This is a genomic window from Izhakiella australiensis, from assembly GCF_002006995.1.
Lineage (GTDB): Bacteria > Pseudomonadota > Gammaproteobacteria > Enterobacterales > Enterobacteriaceae > Izhakiella > Izhakiella australiensis.
Genome location: NZ_MRUL01000029.1, coordinates 14,178 through 31,870 on the forward strand (window position 1 = coordinate 14,178; position 17,693 = coordinate 31,870).

At 52.4% G+C, this 17,693-nt stretch carries 19 protein-coding genes, 1 tRNA gene and 1 pseudogene; 12 read left to right on the forward strand and 9 right to left on the reverse strand.

The window, feature by feature from the left end; all coding sequences use genetic code 11:
* The first annotated feature begins 14 nt into the window (after window positions 1-14).
* The 4 genes from fliQ (at window position 15) to BTJ39_RS22585 (ending at window position 4,228) form a co-directional block, all read left to right on the forward strand.
* Window positions 15-284 carry a flagellar biosynthesis protein FliQ gene (gene fliQ, locus BTJ39_RS22570; RefSeq protein ID WP_078004937.1) on the forward strand — a complete coding sequence of 90 codons (270 nt, stop codon included), beginning with the start codon at window positions 15-17 and terminating at the stop codon, window positions 282-284.
* On the forward strand, window positions 285-1,070 hold the full coding sequence (gene fliR / locus BTJ39_RS22575) for a flagellar biosynthetic protein FliR (RefSeq protein WP_078004938.1): 786 nt from the start codon (window positions 285-287) through the stop codon (window positions 1,068-1,070).
* Between the two features lie 611 nt (window positions 1,071-1,681).
* The gene (rcsA, locus tag BTJ39_RS22580; protein ID WP_078004939.1) at window positions 1,682-2,317 is read left to right on the forward strand and encodes a transcriptional regulator RcsA; all 636 of its coding nucleotides are present in this window, start codon (window positions 1,682-1,684) and stop codon (window positions 2,315-2,317) included.
* 195 nt (window positions 2,318-2,512) lie between these two features.
* A complete protein-coding gene (locus tag BTJ39_RS22585; RefSeq protein ID WP_078004940.1) occupies window positions 2,513-4,228 on the forward strand; it encodes a methyl-accepting chemotaxis protein in 1,716 nt (571 codons plus the stop codon).
* 300 nt (window positions 4,229-4,528) lie between these two features.
* Here BTJ39_RS22585 and dsrB read toward each other — a convergent pair whose 3' ends face one another.
* On the reverse strand, window positions 4,529-4,720 hold the full coding sequence (dsrB, locus tag BTJ39_RS22590) for a protein DsrB (RefSeq protein ID WP_078004941.1): 192 nt from the start codon (window positions 4,718-4,720) through the stop codon (window positions 4,529-4,531).
* A 289-nt stretch (window positions 4,721-5,009) separates the two neighbouring features.
* Between dsrB and BTJ39_RS22595 the strand changes: the two genes are divergently transcribed.
* From BTJ39_RS22595 to BTJ39_RS22605, 3 genes are all read left to right on the forward strand, one after another.
* Window positions 5,010-5,243: a DUF2525 domain-containing protein gene (locus BTJ39_RS22595; RefSeq protein ID WP_078004942.1), complete on the forward strand. Its 234-nt coding sequence runs from the start codon at window positions 5,010-5,012 to the stop codon at window positions 5,241-5,243.
* 344 nt (window positions 5,244-5,587) lie between these two features.
* Entirely contained in the window at window positions 5,588-6,394 is an 807-nt protein-coding gene (locus BTJ39_RS22600; RefSeq protein ID WP_078004943.1) for a mannosyl-3-phosphoglycerate phosphatase-related protein, read from the forward strand.
* A gap of 76 nt (window positions 6,395-6,470) precedes the next feature.
* Window positions 6,471-7,691 (forward strand): glycosyltransferase family protein, encoded by a 1,221-nt coding sequence (locus BTJ39_RS22605; protein ID WP_078004944.1) that lies wholly within the window; start codon window positions 6,471-6,473, stop codon window positions 7,689-7,691.
* A 72-nt stretch (window positions 7,692-7,763) separates the two neighbouring features.
* Here the strand turns inward: BTJ39_RS22605 and BTJ39_RS22610 are convergent, their stop codons facing one another.
* The 6 genes from BTJ39_RS22610 to BTJ39_RS22630 form a co-directional block, all read right to left on the reverse strand.
* Window positions 7,764-7,937 carry a YodC family protein gene (locus tag BTJ39_RS22610; protein WP_078004945.1) on the reverse strand — a complete coding sequence of 58 codons (174 nt, stop codon included), beginning with the start codon at window positions 7,935-7,937 and terminating at the stop codon, window positions 7,764-7,766.
* Between the two features lie 178 nt (window positions 7,938-8,115).
* Complete coding sequence (locus BTJ39_RS24975; protein ID WP_176110413.1) at window positions 8,116-8,253, reverse strand: hypothetical protein; 138 nt, start codon at window positions 8,251-8,253, stop codon at window positions 8,116-8,118.
* A gap of 122 nt (window positions 8,254-8,375) precedes the next feature.
* The gene (locus tag BTJ39_RS22615; protein ID WP_078004946.1) at window positions 8,376-9,284 is read right to left on the reverse strand and encodes a DUF808 family protein; all 909 of its coding nucleotides are present in this window, start codon (window positions 9,282-9,284) and stop codon (window positions 8,376-8,378) included.
* Window positions 9,285-9,295: 11 nt separating this feature from the next.
* On the reverse strand, window positions 9,296-9,568 hold the full coding sequence (locus BTJ39_RS22620; protein WP_078004954.1) for a hypothetical protein: 273 nt from the start codon (window positions 9,566-9,568) through the stop codon (window positions 9,296-9,298).
* Window positions 9,569-9,630: 62 nt separating this feature from the next.
* Window positions 9,631-10,116, reverse strand: a complete 486-nt coding sequence (locus BTJ39_RS22625) for a very short patch repair endonuclease (RefSeq protein WP_078004947.1) — start codon at window positions 10,114-10,116, stop codon at window positions 9,631-9,633.
* 13 nt (window positions 10,117-10,129) lie between these two features.
* The gene (locus BTJ39_RS22630; protein WP_078004948.1) at window positions 10,130-11,569 is read right to left on the reverse strand and encodes a DNA cytosine methyltransferase; all 1,440 of its coding nucleotides are present in this window, start codon (window positions 11,567-11,569) and stop codon (window positions 10,130-10,132) included.
* Between the two features lie 128 nt (window positions 11,570-11,697).
* On the opposite strand from BTJ39_RS22630, the gene BTJ39_RS22635 reads away from it, so the two are divergent.
* Window positions 11,698-12,351 (forward strand): epoxyqueuosine reductase QueH, encoded by a 654-nt coding sequence (locus BTJ39_RS22635; RefSeq protein ID WP_078004949.1) that lies wholly within the window; start codon window positions 11,698-11,700, stop codon window positions 12,349-12,351.
* Window positions 12,352-12,543: 192 nt separating this feature from the next.
* Complete coding sequence (locus BTJ39_RS22640) at window positions 12,544-14,157, forward strand: methyl-accepting chemotaxis protein (protein ID WP_078004955.1); 1,614 nt, start codon at window positions 12,544-12,546, stop codon at window positions 14,155-14,157.
* A gap of 50 nt (window positions 14,158-14,207) precedes the next feature.
* Here BTJ39_RS22640 and BTJ39_RS22645 read toward each other — a convergent pair whose 3' ends face one another.
* Entirely contained in the window at window positions 14,208-14,453 is a 246-nt protein-coding gene (locus BTJ39_RS22645) for an Arc family DNA-binding protein (RefSeq protein WP_078004950.1), read from the reverse strand.
* 79 nt (window positions 14,454-14,532) lie between these two features.
* The gene (locus BTJ39_RS22650) at window positions 14,533-15,228 is read right to left on the reverse strand and encodes a phosphohydrolase (RefSeq protein ID WP_078004951.1); all 696 of its coding nucleotides are present in this window, start codon (window positions 15,226-15,228) and stop codon (window positions 14,533-14,535) included.
* A gap of 564 nt (window positions 15,229-15,792) precedes the next feature.
* Here BTJ39_RS22650 and BTJ39_RS22655 point away from each other — a divergent pair.
* From BTJ39_RS22655 to BTJ39_RS22665, 3 genes and pseudogenes are all read left to right on the forward strand, one after another.
* Window positions 15,793-16,449, forward strand: coding sequence for a hypothetical protein (locus BTJ39_RS22655; protein WP_078004952.1), 657 nt, complete (start codon window positions 15,793-15,795; stop codon window positions 16,447-16,449).
* A 130-nt stretch (window positions 16,450-16,579) separates the two neighbouring features.
* Window positions 16,580-16,655: transfer RNA gene (locus tag BTJ39_RS22660), tRNA-Asn, on the forward strand.
* A 161-nt stretch (window positions 16,656-16,816) separates the two neighbouring features.
* Window positions 16,817-17,566: pseudogene (locus BTJ39_RS22665) on the forward strand (tyrosine-type recombinase/integrase); the annotation flags it as partial.
* Between the last annotated feature and the right edge of the window lie 127 nt (window positions 17,567-17,693).

Consider the following 17,693-nt stretch of genomic DNA (forward strand, 5'->3'; position numbering starts at 1 on the left):
TGCAGGAGATCGCCATGACGCCTGAATCAGTTATGGTAATAGGCCACGATGCCATGATGCTGGCGCTGTCTGTCGCCGCACCGCTGCTGCTGGCTGCGCTGTTTAGCGGGCTACTTATCAGTATCTTGCAGGCGGCGACGCAGATTAACGAACAAACGCTCTCTTTTATTCCCAAGATCCTCGCGGTGATTACCACTATCGTCATCGCTGGCCCCTGGATGCTGAACCTGCTGCTGGATTATATGCGCACCCTGTTTAGCAACCTGCCCTATATGATCGGCTAAATGATTACCTTCGACAGTAGCCAGCTTATGGTCTGGCTCAGCCAGTTTTTCTGGCCGCTGGCGCGGGTGCTGGCGCTGTTTATGACCGCCCCGCTGCTGAGCGAAAAATCGATTAGCAAGCGGGTAAAAATCGGCCTCGGCGTGATGGTCACCTGGATTCTGGTGCCCAACCTGCCGGCGACCAACGTCACCATTTTCTCGGCAACAGGCTTCTGGCTGCTGATACAGCAAATCCTCATCGGCGTTGCTATCGGCTTTACCATGCAGTTTGCTTTTGCCGCGATACGTATGGCCGGCGAGGTTATCGGGCTACAAATGGGCCTCTCTTTCGCCACCTTTTTTGATCCAACAAGCCGGCTGAACATGCCGGTACTGGCCCGCCTGCTCGATATGCTGGCTATGCTGCTGTTCCTGTCATTCAACGGCCATCTGTGGCTAATATCGATGCTATCCGATACGTTTCATACCCTGCCGATTGGCGGTGACACCTTTAACGGTAACGCCTGGCTGGCGCTTACCCGCTCGGCGTCGCTGATTTTTCTGAATGGCATGCGTCTGGCGCTACCGCTGATCACGCTGCTACTGGTGTTAAACCTGGCTCTGGGTTTGTTAAACCGGGTTTCACCTCAGCTGTCAGTTTTTGCTATTGGCTTCCCCGTCACCTTAACATTGGGTTTGGTGTTCATGAGCATGATGATGCCGCTGCTGGCCCCATTCTGCGAACATTTGTTCAGTGAAATCTTTGACCTACTCTCTTCTATCCTGAGTGAAATTCCCGCCAGGTAAACTGGAGGGTTAATGATTAATCCGGCCAACATAGTTAAGCAACATAAATATATATGGGCAATTTTCAGACCAGCTTGATGAGATATCGGCTGAGGTTTATCTGAATATGGCGGCGAGGTAATGAAAATCATTCTTATCTTTTGTCACTTAGGGTATGTTTATAGCGTAAATACGGTTAAAAGTACGTCATATTCATCATTGATGAATGACATATCCCTTTGATTTAAAGCAACTTTATATCTTTTGTCTATTTTTTGCCCGTGATTAGTTCAAATAATGCGCAACAGAAAATTGTGACAAAAAAAATATTCATCAGTTGAGTTTTTTTTAAGAATCATCCTATCAGACTTTTCTGTTTTTCAGGAGATAGTGACATAGCTAGCAAAACAAATGGACAGACTGTGATCCACACACCGTCGTTCCCGGTGGCCGGACGAAGTTATCTGTTGGTTTAGCGCTATGCTGCCAGCACGGATGCAGATGACGTATGTTGAATCAATGGCTCGATTGTTCACATACAGCGCACACCTGGCAGACAGATAAAAATTCATTTTCATATACATAATTCATCGTTAATTTACACGGATAACAAATAGGTGAGGGTCGCTGACATGCCTACGATTATTATGGACTTTTGCAACTACACACGACTGGGCCTGACTGACTATATGTCAGGTAAGGGCATTAAGAAAAAAAATATCTATTCAGTCAGCAGTATTGAGCAACTGCAGCAAAAATGTGACAGCCTGATGCCGGGCGTTGTTTTCATGAATGAAGACTGCTTCATTCATGAAAATGATGCCAGCCAACGTATCAGAACAATTATAATGCAGCATCCTGGCACGCTATTTTTCATTTTTATGTCCATATCTAATATTCATTTTGAAGAGTATCTTTATGTTCGTAACAACCTGATTATTAGTTCAAAATCCATCAGGCCCGCGACCATAGATAATTTACTCTCCAGCTATTTCCATAAAAAACTTAATATTACCACTCGTATTCCATCGAGTTTTGATTCGCATCCATTAACGCTAAGTCAAACCGAATCAAATATGCTTAAAATGTGGATGTCGGGGCACGATACTATTCAGATATCCGATAAAATGCGAATAAAAGCCAAGACGGTTTCTTCGCACAAAGGTAATATTAAGCGCAAAATAAAAACGCATAATAAACAGATTATTTATCATGTTGTTCGCCTGACGGATAATGTCACCAGCGGCATTTACGTTAACGTGCGCTAACGAATCGATAAGGCCACAAAAAACCGTAACATGCTATTTTTTGTGGCTTTTTACTTTTCCCTGCCTCATATATCTTCGCCTTAACGCGTCATTCGTATTCTGCGATCCCGCTCTCATTATCATCACTAAACTTTTCCTTTTGGCTGCCGATGTTGAAGAAAACCTTATAGCTCACTTCTACGGGGACAAAAGGATATGACGTCACTGATAAAACCCGGAACTCAGCAACGCGCAGGATTCTGGCAAAACATCCGACTGGTGCCGCTTTTTGCACTGATATTTGGCGTGATCTTATTACTGTTTGCTCTGTGTATCGGTCTTGCCAGCTATTTCCTGGTACAAAGCAACAGCGCGCTTAAAGACGTTACCGAAGAGATCCAGGTCCGCACGGCGATTGCCAATAGCGCCACGAGTTTGCGCACCGCGCGTTTAAACGTCATTCACGCCGCAGCCAATGCGCGCGTCGGCGATATGGATGCCTTCGACCTTAATCTGGCCGACAGTAAAAAGCGCATTGTGATGGCCCAGCAGGCGTTTAACGACTATCTCAACCGCCGCATTAAAACCAGCGCTGACGCAGCCTTAGACGGCGAATTGAAGACGCGCTTTGATGCCTATGTCAATCAGGGCCTGATGCCTATGATTAAAGCAGCGGCTAACGGTAGCTTTGAAGGGGTTATTTCTCAGGAAAGTGACATTACCCGCAAGCTGGATGATAGCTATAGTGAAATCCTGACTAAAGGCATGGCCATCCGCGATCTGCGCGCCCAGCAAATTAACACCCAGGCACGAAGCCAGGCGCGTCTTGGCTATATAATGATGGGCGCGGCATTCGCCGCAGCGGTGCTGCTGACGCTGATCACCTTCGTATTTCTGCGTCAGGTTGTCATTGCACCGTTGCAGCGGATCGTACAGCGCATCGCACAAATCGCCAGAGGCGACCTGACAACCCATGAGGAGCGCTGGGGCAGCGGTGAAATCGGCAGCCTCGGCAGCAACCTTCAGCTGATGCAGCATTCGCTGGTGAAAACCGTTGGCACCGTGCGCGAAGGCGCGGTCGCAATCTATCAGGGGTCGACCGAAATATCTTCCGGCAATACCGACCTCTCCTCACGCACTGAACAGCAGGCTGCTGCGCTACAGCAAACCGCAGCCAGCATGGAACAGCTGACCGCCACGGTGAAACAAAACGCGGATAATGCCCATCATGCCAGCCAGCTGGCCGCGGATGCATCCGGCAAAGCCTTACACGGCGGGGAAATCGTTAACGGCGTGGTCGCCACGATGAACAGCATTTCCACCAGCTCGAAAAAGATTTCAGAAATCACCTCGGTAATTAACAGCATCGCTTTCCAGACCAATATTCTGGCGCTGAATGCCGCCGTCGAAGCGGCCCGGGCCGGAGAGCAAGGACGGGGATTTGCCGTGGTTGCCAGCGAAGTACGCAATCTGGCGCAGCGCAGCGCCCAGGCCGCCAAAGAGATTGAGTCACTGATAGCCGAGTCGGTTAATCTGATCGGTCAGGGTTCACAGCAGGTTGGTCAGGCAGGCGAAACGATGACCGGCATTGTTGATGCTGTGCATCGGGTAACGGATATTATGGCGGAAATTGCGGCAGCCTCCGATGAACAGAGCCGGGGAATTTCACAAGTCAGCCAGGCCGTTACCGAAATGGATAGCGTTACGCAGCAAAACGCCGCGCTGGTTGAGCAGGCTTCCGCCGCCGCCGCCTCCCTCGAGGATCAAGCATCCCGCCTGACGCAAGCTGTCGCCGTCTTCCAGCTTCAGGCTCAGGCCGCGAGTAAGGCGGCGCCAGCGGTCTCAGCCGGCGTGAAGCCGCCAGCGGTGACGGTACAGAAGCCGGTACTGCTGGCCAGCGCCAGCGGCAATGAAAACTGGGAAACCTTCTGACAACGCCGCTGCGAATAAAAACAGCGCTGGCCTCTCCTGAGAGATGAAGCCAGCGCTGTTTTCCCCTCGTGTTACCTCTTTAAGCTCCTTTTGTCCTGGGCCCTGTCACGCGCGCCAGGGGATAGCGCACAGCGCGGAATGTGTATTGATGGCGCCCACGCCCTGCTCCGCGCCTCGGGGAATAGTCCTTGCCCACCATACTTACTCAGGTTGTCATAACGGGCCTGAGGGCAAGCCAGGCCACTAAAACTGTTTGCAGCGATCTGATCAAGCAGACATTCTGAAGCCGGTTGAAAACCTTTACTCGCCGCGCAGCTCAACAAAAATGCCGTCAGGATGTGCCGTTTCGTTAAAAAACCAAATCCCCATCGGATAATCTTCCAGCGCAACCAAAAACATGGTGCCTTCGCTGAAAGGCTCCACCGCCAGAATGGTACCGTGGCGGCGTGGGCCACCGTCGGTTTTAACCGTTACCCGATCGTTCACTTTCATCTGACTTTCTCCGTTACGCTGCATGCACAGCGCTAAGTGTAACTGAAAAATCTCTCAAAAGGGTTTACAACCCGGCGACTCTTTTCGCTCTCTTAACATTTGTCCGGCGGATTACTTACAGCCCGTCGACGTATACTGCGTCTACTGCACCAACCCCAAAGGGGCAGTCAACCTAAAAGTAACAAGGATTTTGCCCGCTACGTGCGGGCTTTTTTTTTAGCGCGCCTTTACTCTGCCCTATCCCCGCCATTGCTATACTTAAAGACCACAACCTAACGAGGTGATTACCATGAGCACAGCGAATGAGTATCACGACAATGTTCAGCGCGAGGTGAATATTGATGTAGAGGCGCTGCTGGAAGCTGTACACGCCCGTTCAGGATTTGACGTTCGCGAGTTTGTCGAAAATGAGCATCAGCACCGAGTACTGGTGGATGGCAAAGCTTATGACTCTTATGCCGACCTGGCTGACGCCTTCGAACTCGATATCCGTGACTATGCCATCAGCGAAGTTAACCGCTAAATCAGGCAAAAAAAACCCGGCCTGTGGCCGGGTGAAATAAAATGAAGCGTAAATTCATTACCTGGGGAAATTCTCTAACCGCTGCAGACTACCCCAATCATGTTTTAAAACAAGTGATAACCACGTGAAAACTTGTACCGATAAAAATAAATCTATACAAATAACTGTCACCTGAGCCTTGCCAAATCTGACTTTTCACTGCTGAAAACGCTTCCAAAATCGCTTTTTAGTTTAAGATTATTCTTAGCCTTGCGGCTAATTTTTTCAGCCTGCTGTATGCCTGACGACTGTTGATACTTATTCGATATATCAATAGGTTTGGCGGAAAAATAAGGGGGTAACCGATGCCATCGCTTAACGATTCGTTGCTGATCGTCACGGACCTGGATGGTTCTTTACTGGACCATCATACTTATAGCTGGCAGCCGGCTCAGCCGTGGTTGGATAAACTTATACAACATCAGCTACCGATAGTGATTTGCAGCAGTAAAACCGCCAGCGAAATTATCGTCTTGCAGCAACAGCTTAATCTCAGCGGCATGCCATTTATCAGTGAGAACGGCGCGCTGGCGCAGATAGACCTCTCCGACTTTCCGCAACCTTTACGCCGCTACGGCGGCGCTGACTACGCCAGCATTTGCTACACCCTTGCCCATCTGCGCCAGCAGCACGGCTATAAGTTTACCGGCTTTGCCGACGTAACCGCCAATGAGGTCGCCCAGTGGACCGGACTGGCGCCCGGCGATGCAGCCAACGCCCGCCTTCGTCAGGCGTCGGAGTCACTGATCTGGCGCGACAGTCAGTCGAACTTCCAGCAATTTTGCCAGCATCTTACGCTGGCCGGCCTGATGATTACCCAGGGGGGGCGCTTCTGGAGCGTCATGGGGCAGGAGAGCGGTAAAGGCACCGCGCTACGCTGGCTGCTGGCAAACTATCCAACCCATCGTGAAGGACAGCGCATCACCCTCGGCTTAGGGGATGGTCCCAACGATACCGGGATGCTGGAGGTCGTTGATTACGCCATCGTGATTAAAGGTCACAGCAAAAAACCTGTACAGCTTAATCGCAACGATGATCAGCAGGTTTATCATACTGCGGCTCAGGGTCCGCTGGGCTGGAGTGAAGGGCTGGACTTTTTCTTATCCGAATAACACATCAACTTTTCTTTGTCTCTTCGTCGCACTGCGCGACGTTAATCATCGTTATTGGTCGTATCAAGGGGGAGCTATGAGTGATTTTTATCAGAATGGTGTCATCACCAATTTCCATAACCTTACCCGACGCAGCAATGAGGACATAGAGCAGCAAATGGTGCAGTTTGCCGCCAAACGCAAGATGGGATTAATTTTACCCTCGCTGTTTACTGAGCTTGAGGGACCTGCACTGAATAACATCATTGACCAGCTGGTCCGGGTGCCCTATCTGGAGGAAATTGTTATCGGCCTGGATCAGGCTGACCGCGATCAGTTTATGTACGCGCGTGATTTTTTTTCACGCCTGCCGCAGCGCCATCGCATTCTTTGGAATGATGGCCCGCGTCTTCAGGCGATTAACAGTGAGCTGGAGGGGAAAGGATTAGCGCCAACCCAGCCGGGAAAAGGGCGTAACGTCTGGTTCTGCTGCGGTTACACCCTTGCCTCGGATCGTACTGAATGCGTAGCATTCCATGACTGTGACGTTGTCACATACGATCGTAACCTGCTGGCACGCCTGCTTTATCCCCTGGCAAACCCGGCTTTTCAGTACGAATTCAGTAAGGGATTTTATGCCCGGTTTGCCGGGAATAAACTCAACGGTCGCGTTGGACGCCTGCTGGTAGGCCCGCTGCTACGTTCGCTACAGAAGGTATACGGCCATTCGGAATACCTTGATTATCTCAGCAGCTTTCACTATCCACTTTCTGGTGAGTTTGCCATGCGAACGCAGGTTTTAAACGGTATTAAAATTCCCGGTGATTGGGGGCTGGAAATTGGCGTGCTATCAGAAATCTACCGCAACCATACCACCCGTCAGTCCTGCCAGGTCGAAATTGCCGATAATTATGACCATAAGCATCAGCCACTGGCGGAAATGGACGGCTCGGGTGGACTGCAACGAATGAGTAATGACATTGTCCAGTCGCTGCTACGCAAGCTGGCAACAATGGGCGTGCCGCTGACCAGAGACTCATTTCGCGTGCTGAAAGCCACTTACTATCGTAATGCGCTGGATATTATGGAGATCTATAACCATGAGGCAGCGATGAACGGACTAAGCTTTGATCAGCATACCGAGGAAGCGGCGGTAGAACTGTTCACACAATCTATCCTTGATGCCGGTGAATCATTTATTCAGCGGCCGAATGACAAACCCTTTATTCCCAGCTGGAATCGGGTTCGCTCGGCTTTTCCGGACATTTTTCCACGTATCTGCCAGGCAGTGAAGGAAGATAACCAAGGGAAGGTATAGCAGATAAGTCGGGGGTAGCATAACCAGCAAAGCCTGCTGTTCGTCAGCGACGGCAGGCCTGTGGTTTTCGGACTAACCCGCCAGCTGGTTGTCAGACGCGATCAGCTCATCCGCGCGGAAAGCTTCGCGCTTAACGCTAAAACCATCGTACCAGCGGCACTCAACCATTCCTGCCAGTAGCCCCGTGACAATCATGCGCTGGCCGTCCTGTTTATGCTGCACTTCATCGCTGACTACAAAATCCATCGCTGCCTCCCTTTCTCGCTGAATGATAATCTGATTAAGGTATAGCAGTTTTGTCTCATCCGCGCGCGACTTAAGTTGTAAAAAACGGCCTTAAATACAAATAAACAGATAAATATGCGAAAAGTAAAAAAAACGGACAGCTGACGCCGTCCGTTTTTTCCAGCCTGGTGCCGCGCTGTCAGATTTTGCAGCCTTCGCAGTCGGCTTCGTCGCTCAAATCGTCTGGCAGTTCGCTGGCCTTTTGTTCAGCGCGCGCCTGCGCTTTTTCCAGCTCGGCGTCGTCTAAATCGAATTCAAAAATATCGTCGTCTTTCATCAGGTGGGGCTCCCATTGCTTCGCTTACTTCCGCCTTTATACTGATTTCAGGCCCGATGTGCCAGGTGGAATTACTGTCAGAGCACAATCAATCCGTGTCTGATGCCGCACTTCGGCTGCAATCAGGCGTTGCCGCGCAGTCGGGTAAACATATTGACCGCCAACAATACCACCAGACCCAGCAGCAACCCAATCAGCAGGCTGCTGCCGTTGGCGATCAGGCTGGCAACCAGCCCGCTCTGTCCTTCGCTCCAACCGGCAATCAGATGATGAACGGCAGGCACGCCATGGCTGATAATGCCGCCGCCGACCAGAAACATCGCCAGAGTACCCACCACCGACAGCAGCTTCATCAGCAGCGGCGCAAAAACCAGTAACAGTCGCCCAATCCCCCGCGCCGGAGCGGCGTCGCGCTGCTGCAGCCACAGGCCTAAATCGTCAATTTTCACGATCGCCGCTACGATGCCATACACGCCGACGGTCACCGCCACGGCCACCAGCGACAGAATAATCACCTGATTGAGGAGTGGCGCTGCGGACACCACGCCGAGGGTGATGGCGACAATCTCAGCAGAAAGAATGAAATCGGTTCGCACCGCCCCTTTCACCTTACGCTTTTCATAAGCCTTAGCACCCTGCTGCGCCTCCTGTGCCAGCCTCTGCTGACGAGCCTGCGGCGTTTCCGCCTGCTTATCATGCTGCAGGCTGTGCAACACTTTTTCCGCGCCCTCGTAGCAAAGATAGGCGCCGCCCAGCATCAGCAGCGGCGTAATAGCCCAGGGCGCAAAGGCGCTGATCAGCAAGGCCAGCGGCACCAGAATGACTTTATTAATGAACGAACCTTTAAAAACGCCCCACACCACCGGCAGCTCACGGTCAGCCTTCACGCCGCTTACCTGCTGGGCGTTAAGTGACAGATCATCGCCCAGTACGCCGGCGGTTTTTTTTGCCGCCACCTTGCCCATCACCGAAATGTCATCGAGTAAGGTAGCAATATCATCGAGTAGGGTTAATAAACTGCTTGCAGCCACGGATTATCCTTTTAGTCGTCATCGTGATGGCAACAGGGACAAGACTCAACACCAACGGCGGTCATATCGGCAATGCCGTCACATTCCCACTCGACCCGCACCGGTAAATCCGGACCGGCATCGTGATGAATGTATTTACTGACCGGACTTTCCGTCATGCCGTCAATCTCTTCGGTTGCAATCAGCCGCTGCCCCACGTAAACGCGTGCCGTCGCGGTGGTTTTGATCATGCGGTCCTGATGCAGTTTATAGAGACGTTTAACCGTGAGTTTTACGCTGCCCATCGCCTCACCCAGAGTTGTTATATTAAAAGCGCATTTTGCATGACCTGTGCTCTGCTGCATAGCTAACCCGCAGAGTCATTGCCAATCAGATGAATGCCGCCGGGATCGATTTCACTGTTACTGCCAGCGGCGCAGACCCATTCCTCAAGGCGAGCCTGCAACGCCCGATCGCTGAGCTTTTGCCGTCCGCGCAGCGCGCACTCCCAAACCACCAGCACCCGCCAGCCCAGTTCGCTTAACGCCAGGCGATCGCGCCAATCGCGCGCCACGTTGGCGTCAATTTTTTTCAGCCAGAACCCGGTGCGCGTCGCCGGTAGCTTAAACAGCGGACATTGATGCTTATGCCAGAAACAGCCGTGGGTAAAAATAACCGCATTAAACTGCGCCAGCACAAAATCGGGACGGCCAGGCAGCGAGGCGTCCTGCACGCAAAATTCCATGCCGAGATCGCCGAGCAAGCTGGCAATACGCCGCTCTATTGCCGTATCGCGGGTGCCAATGGCACGCATGTTCTTACTGCGTATCTCTGCCGAATGCACATCCGCCATAACTGGCCTCCCGTTAACTTATCAGGTCACAGGCTGCCGCCTTCGCACTACGCTGGCTGACCGCCTGTTCAATCCATGGCAGCAGCAACTCCGCCACTGCGGTAAAGACCGGCACCACCACCGAATTACCAAACTGTCGGTAAGCCTGAGTATCGGAAACCGGAATGCGAAAAGCCGCACAGCCGGGCGCTTCAAAGCCCATCAGGCGAGCGCATTCGCGCGGCGTCAGGCGACGCGGACGGCGCTGCTGGTTAGCCCCATCACTAAAATCCTGTTCGCCCAGCGCTTTATCCCAGCCGCGATCGATCAGGATTTCCGAACCGTCTTTGTAATAACGCGCCGACAGGGTACGCACCACGCCGGTTTCAACCTGTGGATCCACCAGGCCGTAACCAAAACCATTGCCTTTCGCCTGATGCTTACGGGCATAATTATAGAGGTACTTCCACAAGGTGGGCGTCAGGATATACTTTTCATCCGGCGCATCGTCCAGCAGGTCGCGCAGCAGCGGCCGGCGAGCCGGATAGCATGCGGCGATATTCTTCAGGCTAAACGGCGGCAGCTGCAGATCGCGACGCATCCCCACCAGCACGATGCGCTCGCGGTGCTGCGGTAAAAAGTGTTTGCCATCTATAACCTTCGGGTCATCGCTGCCCTGCTGTTGCGCATCGGCTACGTCATAGCCCAGTTCGTCGAGCGTTGACATGATGATACGAAAGGTCTTGCCCTTGTCATGACTTTTGAGATTTTTCACGTTCTCCAGCACAAAAATCGCCGGTTTTTTTGCCGCTATAATGCGCGCAACGTCAAAAAACAGCGTGCCCTGCGCTTCGCATTCAAAGCCGTGCGCGCGACCGAGGGCATTCTTCTTCGACACGCCGGCCAGCGAAAACGGCTGGCAGGGAAAGCCGGCCAGCAGCACATCATGGTCCGGGATCTGGCGATCGATATGCGCATAGGCTTGCTGTTCATCAACGTCGGCATCGCCGGACAGGGTAATATCGCGGATATCCTGATTAAAACGGTGCTGCTTTTCATCGCAATACCAGTTGGCCTTATAGGTGCGCACGGCATGTTTATTCCATTCACTGGTAAACACGCACTGGCCGCCTATCGACTCAAAGCCGCTGCGAATACCGCCGATGCCGGCGAATAAATCGATAAAGCGAAAACCATAGTCAGGGTGACAGGCCGGAGGTGAAGGCAGCATCGCGCGCAGTAGCGCCACCTCCGCTTCACTCAGCACGCGGGAAGATTTTCCTTTTAGCCAGCGATTCAGCGCTTCACGCGTCCATTCCTGCTGCGCCAGCAGCCGCAGCTGACCGGCAACGGTTTTCTGATCGTAAATTTCCAGTACGCGGGCCAGTAGCGCCTCATCCTCTGCGCGCTTATGCAGCATATGCTCGCGCGCCTGCCCGGCAAGCGCCGTGGTCAGCGGGTCAAATTGATTCATCATTGATCCTGATGGTAAAAGTGAGTGATAGTTTATCACCAGTTTGACCCGGCGCCAGGTGGCCGATGCTTGTTGAACCTGAAAAGTGCATTACAATAGTGGCTGATTCAAAGCTAAGGTGCCCAATAATGACCATTAACCGCGAAACGCTGACGCTGCCCGCTGGCGCAGGCAAACTGCTGCTCCATACCTGCTGCGCCCCCTGTTCGGGTGAGGTGATGGAGGCGCTGCTGGCGTCGGGCATTAATTACACGCTCTATTTCTATAATCCCAATATTCATCCGCAAAAAGAGTATCTGCTGCGCAAAGAGGAAAACATCCGCTTTGCCGAGCAGCACGGCGTGCCCTTCGTTGACGCCGATTATGATACTGATAACTGGTTCGAGCGCGCTCGCGGTATGGAACACGAGCCGGAACGCGGCGTACGTTGCACCATGTGCTTTGATATGCGCTTTGAACGCACCGCCCTCTACGCGTTTGAACACGGCTTTTCAGTTATCAGCAGTTCGCTCGGCATTTCACGCTGGAAAAATATGCAGCAAATCAATGATTGCGGCGCCCGCGCCGTCGCGCCCTACCCGGATATGGTCTACTGGGATTACAACTGGCGTAAGAAAGGCGGCTCGGCGCGCATGATTGAAATCAGCAAGCGCGAGCGCTTTTATCAGCAGGAATACTGCGGCTGCGTTTATTCACTGCGCGATACCAACCTGCATCGCAAATCCCAGGGAAGACCGCTGATTGCGCTGGGCGTTCAGTATTACGGCGATGATAAAGCCTAATTTGCTTTAAAGAGAGATAAACCTCTGATTAGCGCAATAGCCATTGCGCTGTAACCTTAACGTCATATTCAACAGAAATAATCCAGCCCTGTTAATAATCTGCGCGTACAGAGGCGTCCTGCTTGCCGCTAAAGGAACAGGATGTCTGACTGCGTACGGGTTTTGTCCGGCTCGATTTTTCTGGAATGTATTATGTCGCAGCTCACTTCGCGTCCTCACCTGATATCTGTATTTTCCAATCCGATTAAGCTGATTATGCGCTGGCGTCTGCCGCTGGCAATGCAAAGCCTGCGCGGCGGCTTTATCCTGTTTTTAATTATTTTTTGCCTGCTGCAATGCGCAAGTCTGGTGCTGCTGACCCGGCTGGTTGAACAGACCAAAAGCAACGTCGCCACCTCGCAAAGCCTCACCGGACGTCAGTCGTTGCTGGATAAAGCCCGCATGGAACTGCTCATCGCCAGCGATAACAGCAACCGCGCGGCAATTTATTTAATGCAGGATAATCAAACCGGTTCGGTGGACAGCTGGGTAAGCCTCGCGGACTCAGCAGAAAGCTCGATTGAAAGCGCCCGGACGCTGTTCAATCAATACCAGCCCTCAAAAAATGGCGACTTACAGCAGGCCTTTGATCTGCTGATGGACGGCCTGAAAGAACAGCTGAAAGGCCTGCGGGCAAAAGATATTGATGCCTTTTTTATGGTACCGATGCAGGTGTTCCAGCAGCAGTTCAACCAGGCTTATTATCAGACACTGAATCAGGCGCGTGGCGACACCTCAAGCTTTAACAGTGCGATGCTCGAATCGCTGATGCAAAACCGCAACCGGGTACTGGCAATCAGCGCGCTGTTGCTGACTCTGCTGCTGATCGCCGGAGGGTTGCTGGTTCAGGGCGTGATCGTGCCGCTCAACCGGCTGAAAAAGCATACTGCGCAGATTGCCACCGGTAACATCGCCCATCCGGTCGTCACCTCACGCCTGCAATCGCTGGAGCTAAAAGCGCTGACGGCCAGTATTGACGCCATGCAGCACGGGCTACGTAATATCGTCGGCGAGATTAATACCATTGCCAATGCGGTGCTGAGCAGCGCCGGGCAAATCAGCACGCAAAATGAAGAGTTTTCCAGCCATAGCCAGCAGCAAAACAATGCGCTGGACCATATCAGCCAGCGTTTAAACCGGGTTGCCGAGGAGGTTGAGGCCAGCGTGGTTTTCAGCCAGGACGCCAGCGCCCGGGTGCAGGCGGCGGACAGCCTGACCCAGCGCTGCGGCGGCATGGTCGCCGAAGTCGATAAGCGCATGCGTAATATCGTCGATGCTTCCGGTGAAATTGCCGGCATCGTTACCCTGCTCGACAGCCTGTCGCTACAAACCAAGCTGCTGGCGCTCAACGCCGCGATCGAATCCGCCCACGCGGGCATCTACGGTCGCAGCTTCTCTGTTGTCGCCAAAGAAATCGGGCTGCTTTCGGAAAAAAGCGCCGCTTCGACGCGCAATATCGATGAGCTGATAAACCGCACCAACCAGCACATTGAGAGTGGCTTTAGCCAGGTGACGACGCTGGAAACGCTGTATTCCGGGATTACCTCGGCGGTGAGCGACGTGGTGGTGCTGCTTGATGGTCTGCAGCAAAACGCCAGCGCGCAAAGTAACCGGGTTAACACAATCGCGACGGAAATCGCCGCGTTAAACCAACAGGTGCGCAACAGCGAGCGTCTGACCGCTGCCAGCGCCAGCGCGGCGGAAAACCTGATAACCCATTCACAACGCCTGTCGCACAGCGTGAGTCTGTTTGTGCTACAGCCATAAAAAAACGGCCGGGAAGTGATTCCCGGCCGTCTGCCGTTGCGCAATAAGGCTTATTTTTTCTTTTTTTGCTTCTGCTTTTTCAGCAATGACCGCACCTGCTTAAGCTCCGTGGCGCTAAGCACGTCGCTTTCATCGGCCTCAGCACGGTGGCTGTCCGCCGCTGCGCCGCCCAGGCTGGCCTCGACGCGCTGGGTAATTTCATAGCTCATCGACGTCTGGTTCTCGATAGCCAGCAGCTTGATTTGCTCTTTCAACTCAGGGCTGATCTTAATCGTTAAATTTACGGTATCGGCCATCGCTACGCTCCATATATTGGTTAATCAGCAAAGTAGCGTAAAAGACGTGAAGTCACTATCCGTTCATAAAAATTTAATATTACTCATCTGCCGCGAACCGTTTCATTACCTTCTCATCAATGCCGCAGTAATCGCCCTGCAGTTCGGCGCTTAGTTTTGCCATATAGGTCACTAGGAAACGGGCGCTGTAGGTGGCCATCCGCCTTCCCTCCTCGGTGTGCATAGTATCCGGCAGGCGCAATAGCTTGGTCTGAAAATGATCCAGCGCCCATTCGAGGTCGTTAAGGGCGCGCTCATCGCCAAAGGGGTCTTCTGAATTGAACAGCGCGCGGCCCAGTGAACCGGACACATAGAAGGTTCGCGCCAGTCCAATGGCGCCGAGCGACTCAAGCCGGTCTGCATCCTGCACAATTTTCGCTTCAATGGTCTCAGCGTGGATACCGGCGCTAAAACTGTGCGCCTGCACACAGTGAGCAACCGCTTCAATTTTCTCCGCCGGAAAATCCGGAAAGCGATCGCGCAGTTCAAGGCGCGTCTGCTCCGCGGCATAGGTGGACGCGAGATGGCGCTGCGGATGATTTTTCGCCAGGTTTACCAGATCGTGAAAGTAGCAGCCGGCCAGCACGACCAGCTCGTCGGCGGGCATGGTCTGCATAATCCGCCGTGCCGTCTGCCAGACGCGGCGCAGATGGGCAACATCATGGGCCTTATCCTCTTTCTGCCAGCTGGCATTCAGCCAGCTCTCAAAACGTTGCTGCCAGTCGACCAGGGACATGACTCCTCCATTTGTACAATAAACAGGAAACTGCCGCTCCGCGTTGCCGTAAAGCAGGCGGCAAATCGTCGAAATACCATGCTGCCTACGGGTTTATAACGGTTCAGACACTGTTAATTCAACAGATTAGCTGTCAGGCGTTCAGCCGGGTGATATACAGACGAATAATTATTAGGCTAATGCATAAGCCCGGATTAAGACTCTGCTGCCTTCACCGCTTATTTACGGTTAACGCACCGGCGCGGCGCCGCTGAACGGACCAGCTGCGGAAACAGCTATCGCTCCGCTGTCCGTTTTATAATACACAACACGCTGATTACAATAGAATGAATACCAAGGCTATCAGAGGCCATTCAGCGGTAAATTAATGGCCGATAAGTTGCCGGCACGGGCGATAACTTAACAGAATTATTCCGCTTGCTTTCCGACAAATTCAATAAGAAAATTTCATCATTGGTCCGAAATCCTGAGACAGGAATATCTTTCATTAATGTAGGATTAATCGTATTGTTTTTTTACGGCAACGTTCCGTAACGCCTTTTAGGGAAAAGATGAGGTTTTGTCATGAAAGAACGCCCAATTCTGTTCAATGACCAGCGCGTGCGAGCGTTAATGTCGGGCATGCAGACCCAGACAAGACGCATTATGAAATCTATGCCGCTGGCGCCAGGGCAGGATAATCACGAAGGCTGCTATGGCATTGACGTGCTGAGTAACCACGTGCAGGGAAATCGGGTACTGGGAATGGGAGATCTGCGTTACCACTGCCCCTATGGCCAGCCGGGCGATCGGCTCTGGGTGCGCGAAACCTGGCGTGGCCCGGTCATTCCGGCCGTGGACATGGCGGCATGGGAAGCCAGCCCCGACGAATTCCGCCAGCCGCGTTACTGCCAGTACCGTGCCGATACCAGCGAATTTGGCAACGATCAGGACTTTGCCGAGTTTGGCTGGCAGGCAGGAATCCATATGCCGCGCTGGGCCAGCCGCATCGATCTGGAAATAACTGACATCCGGGTGGAAAAAATCCAGCATATCAGTGAGCAAGATATCGCGGCTGAAGGCATACAAAGCGACGCGCATTTTCTCAATAACTTCTTCACCATGCACAGTGAAGCGCAGTCGCCGAAAGATGCCTATCGCGCTCAGTGGGCGCTGCAGTATGGCGGTACCAGCTGGGAGGTTAACCCCTGGGTGTGGGTAATTGATTTTAAAAGAATATGAACGCAAAAATGGCGGCGAAGCGCAGATAAAACAGACCAACTGGTTATTTCCCAGCCGGTTGAATAAAAAGGTATTTTTAGCTGTTGACAGTACCCTCTGCTGCCATTAGTATTCGTCGCAATCAAGCGATTCCTCTGTAGTTCAGTCGGTAGAACGGCGGACTGTTAATCCGTATGTCACTGGTTCGAGTCCAGTCAGAGGAGCCAATTTTTTATTTTCATGTCTCCTTACGAATCCTTATCTGATGATGATTCAAGAGGTTAGCGTGAAAAGTCTTCCCGATGTATTTTGATTTAGTCCTCCGCATCGGGAAAAATTGGTGGTCAAATCTGGGGTCAGGTTAGTTCGATAATGGAGTGACCCCCATATGTCCCTTACCGACGCGAAAATCCGCACTTTTAAACCTTCTGATAAACCCTTTAAAGTCTCCGATTCCCACGGCCTGTATCTTCTTGTCAAACCGGGCGGTTCCCGCCACTGGTATCTCAAGTATCGAATCAACGGTAACGAATCCCGCATTGCACTGGGGCCCTATCCGGTCGTTTCCCTGTCTGATGCGCGACAGCAACGTGAAGGTATCCGTAAGATGCTGGCGCTGAACATTAACCCGGCACAGCAGCGGGCCACTGAGCGCAGCTCACGCAGACCGGAAACAGTGTTTAAAAACGTGGCGCTGGCGTGGCACAAGAGCAATAAAAAGTGGTCGCAGAATACCGCTGACCGCCTGCTCGCCAGCCTGAACAATCATGTTTTTCCGGTTATCGGGCACAAGTCAGTATCAGAACTTAAACCCCGTCATTTTATTGACCTGCTAAAAGGGATTGAGGAAAAAGGGCTGCTGTAGGTCGCTTCCCGCACGCGGCAGTACTTCAATAACATCATGCGTCATGCAGTCCATCAGGGGTTAATCGACACAAACCCGGCAGTAAACCTTGAGGGCGTCACAATACCACCTGTCAGACGCCACTGTCCCGCCCTGCCGCTGGAGCGCCTCCCTGAAATGCTTGAACGCATTGAAAGTTATCATCAGGGACGGGAACTGACCCGGCTTTCAGTCCTGCTGACGCTGCATCTGTTCATCCGCTCCAGTGAACTGCGTTTTGCCCGCTGGTCAGAGTATTAGACGTCAACTACTCAGGCCGGTACGCGTCAACTATTCTGGCCGCCTTTCAGTTACTTCTTAACTGACTGCTGGGTTACTGCTTTCGACGTTTTCTTTCTGTAGCTTTCTCCTGTTACCTCGA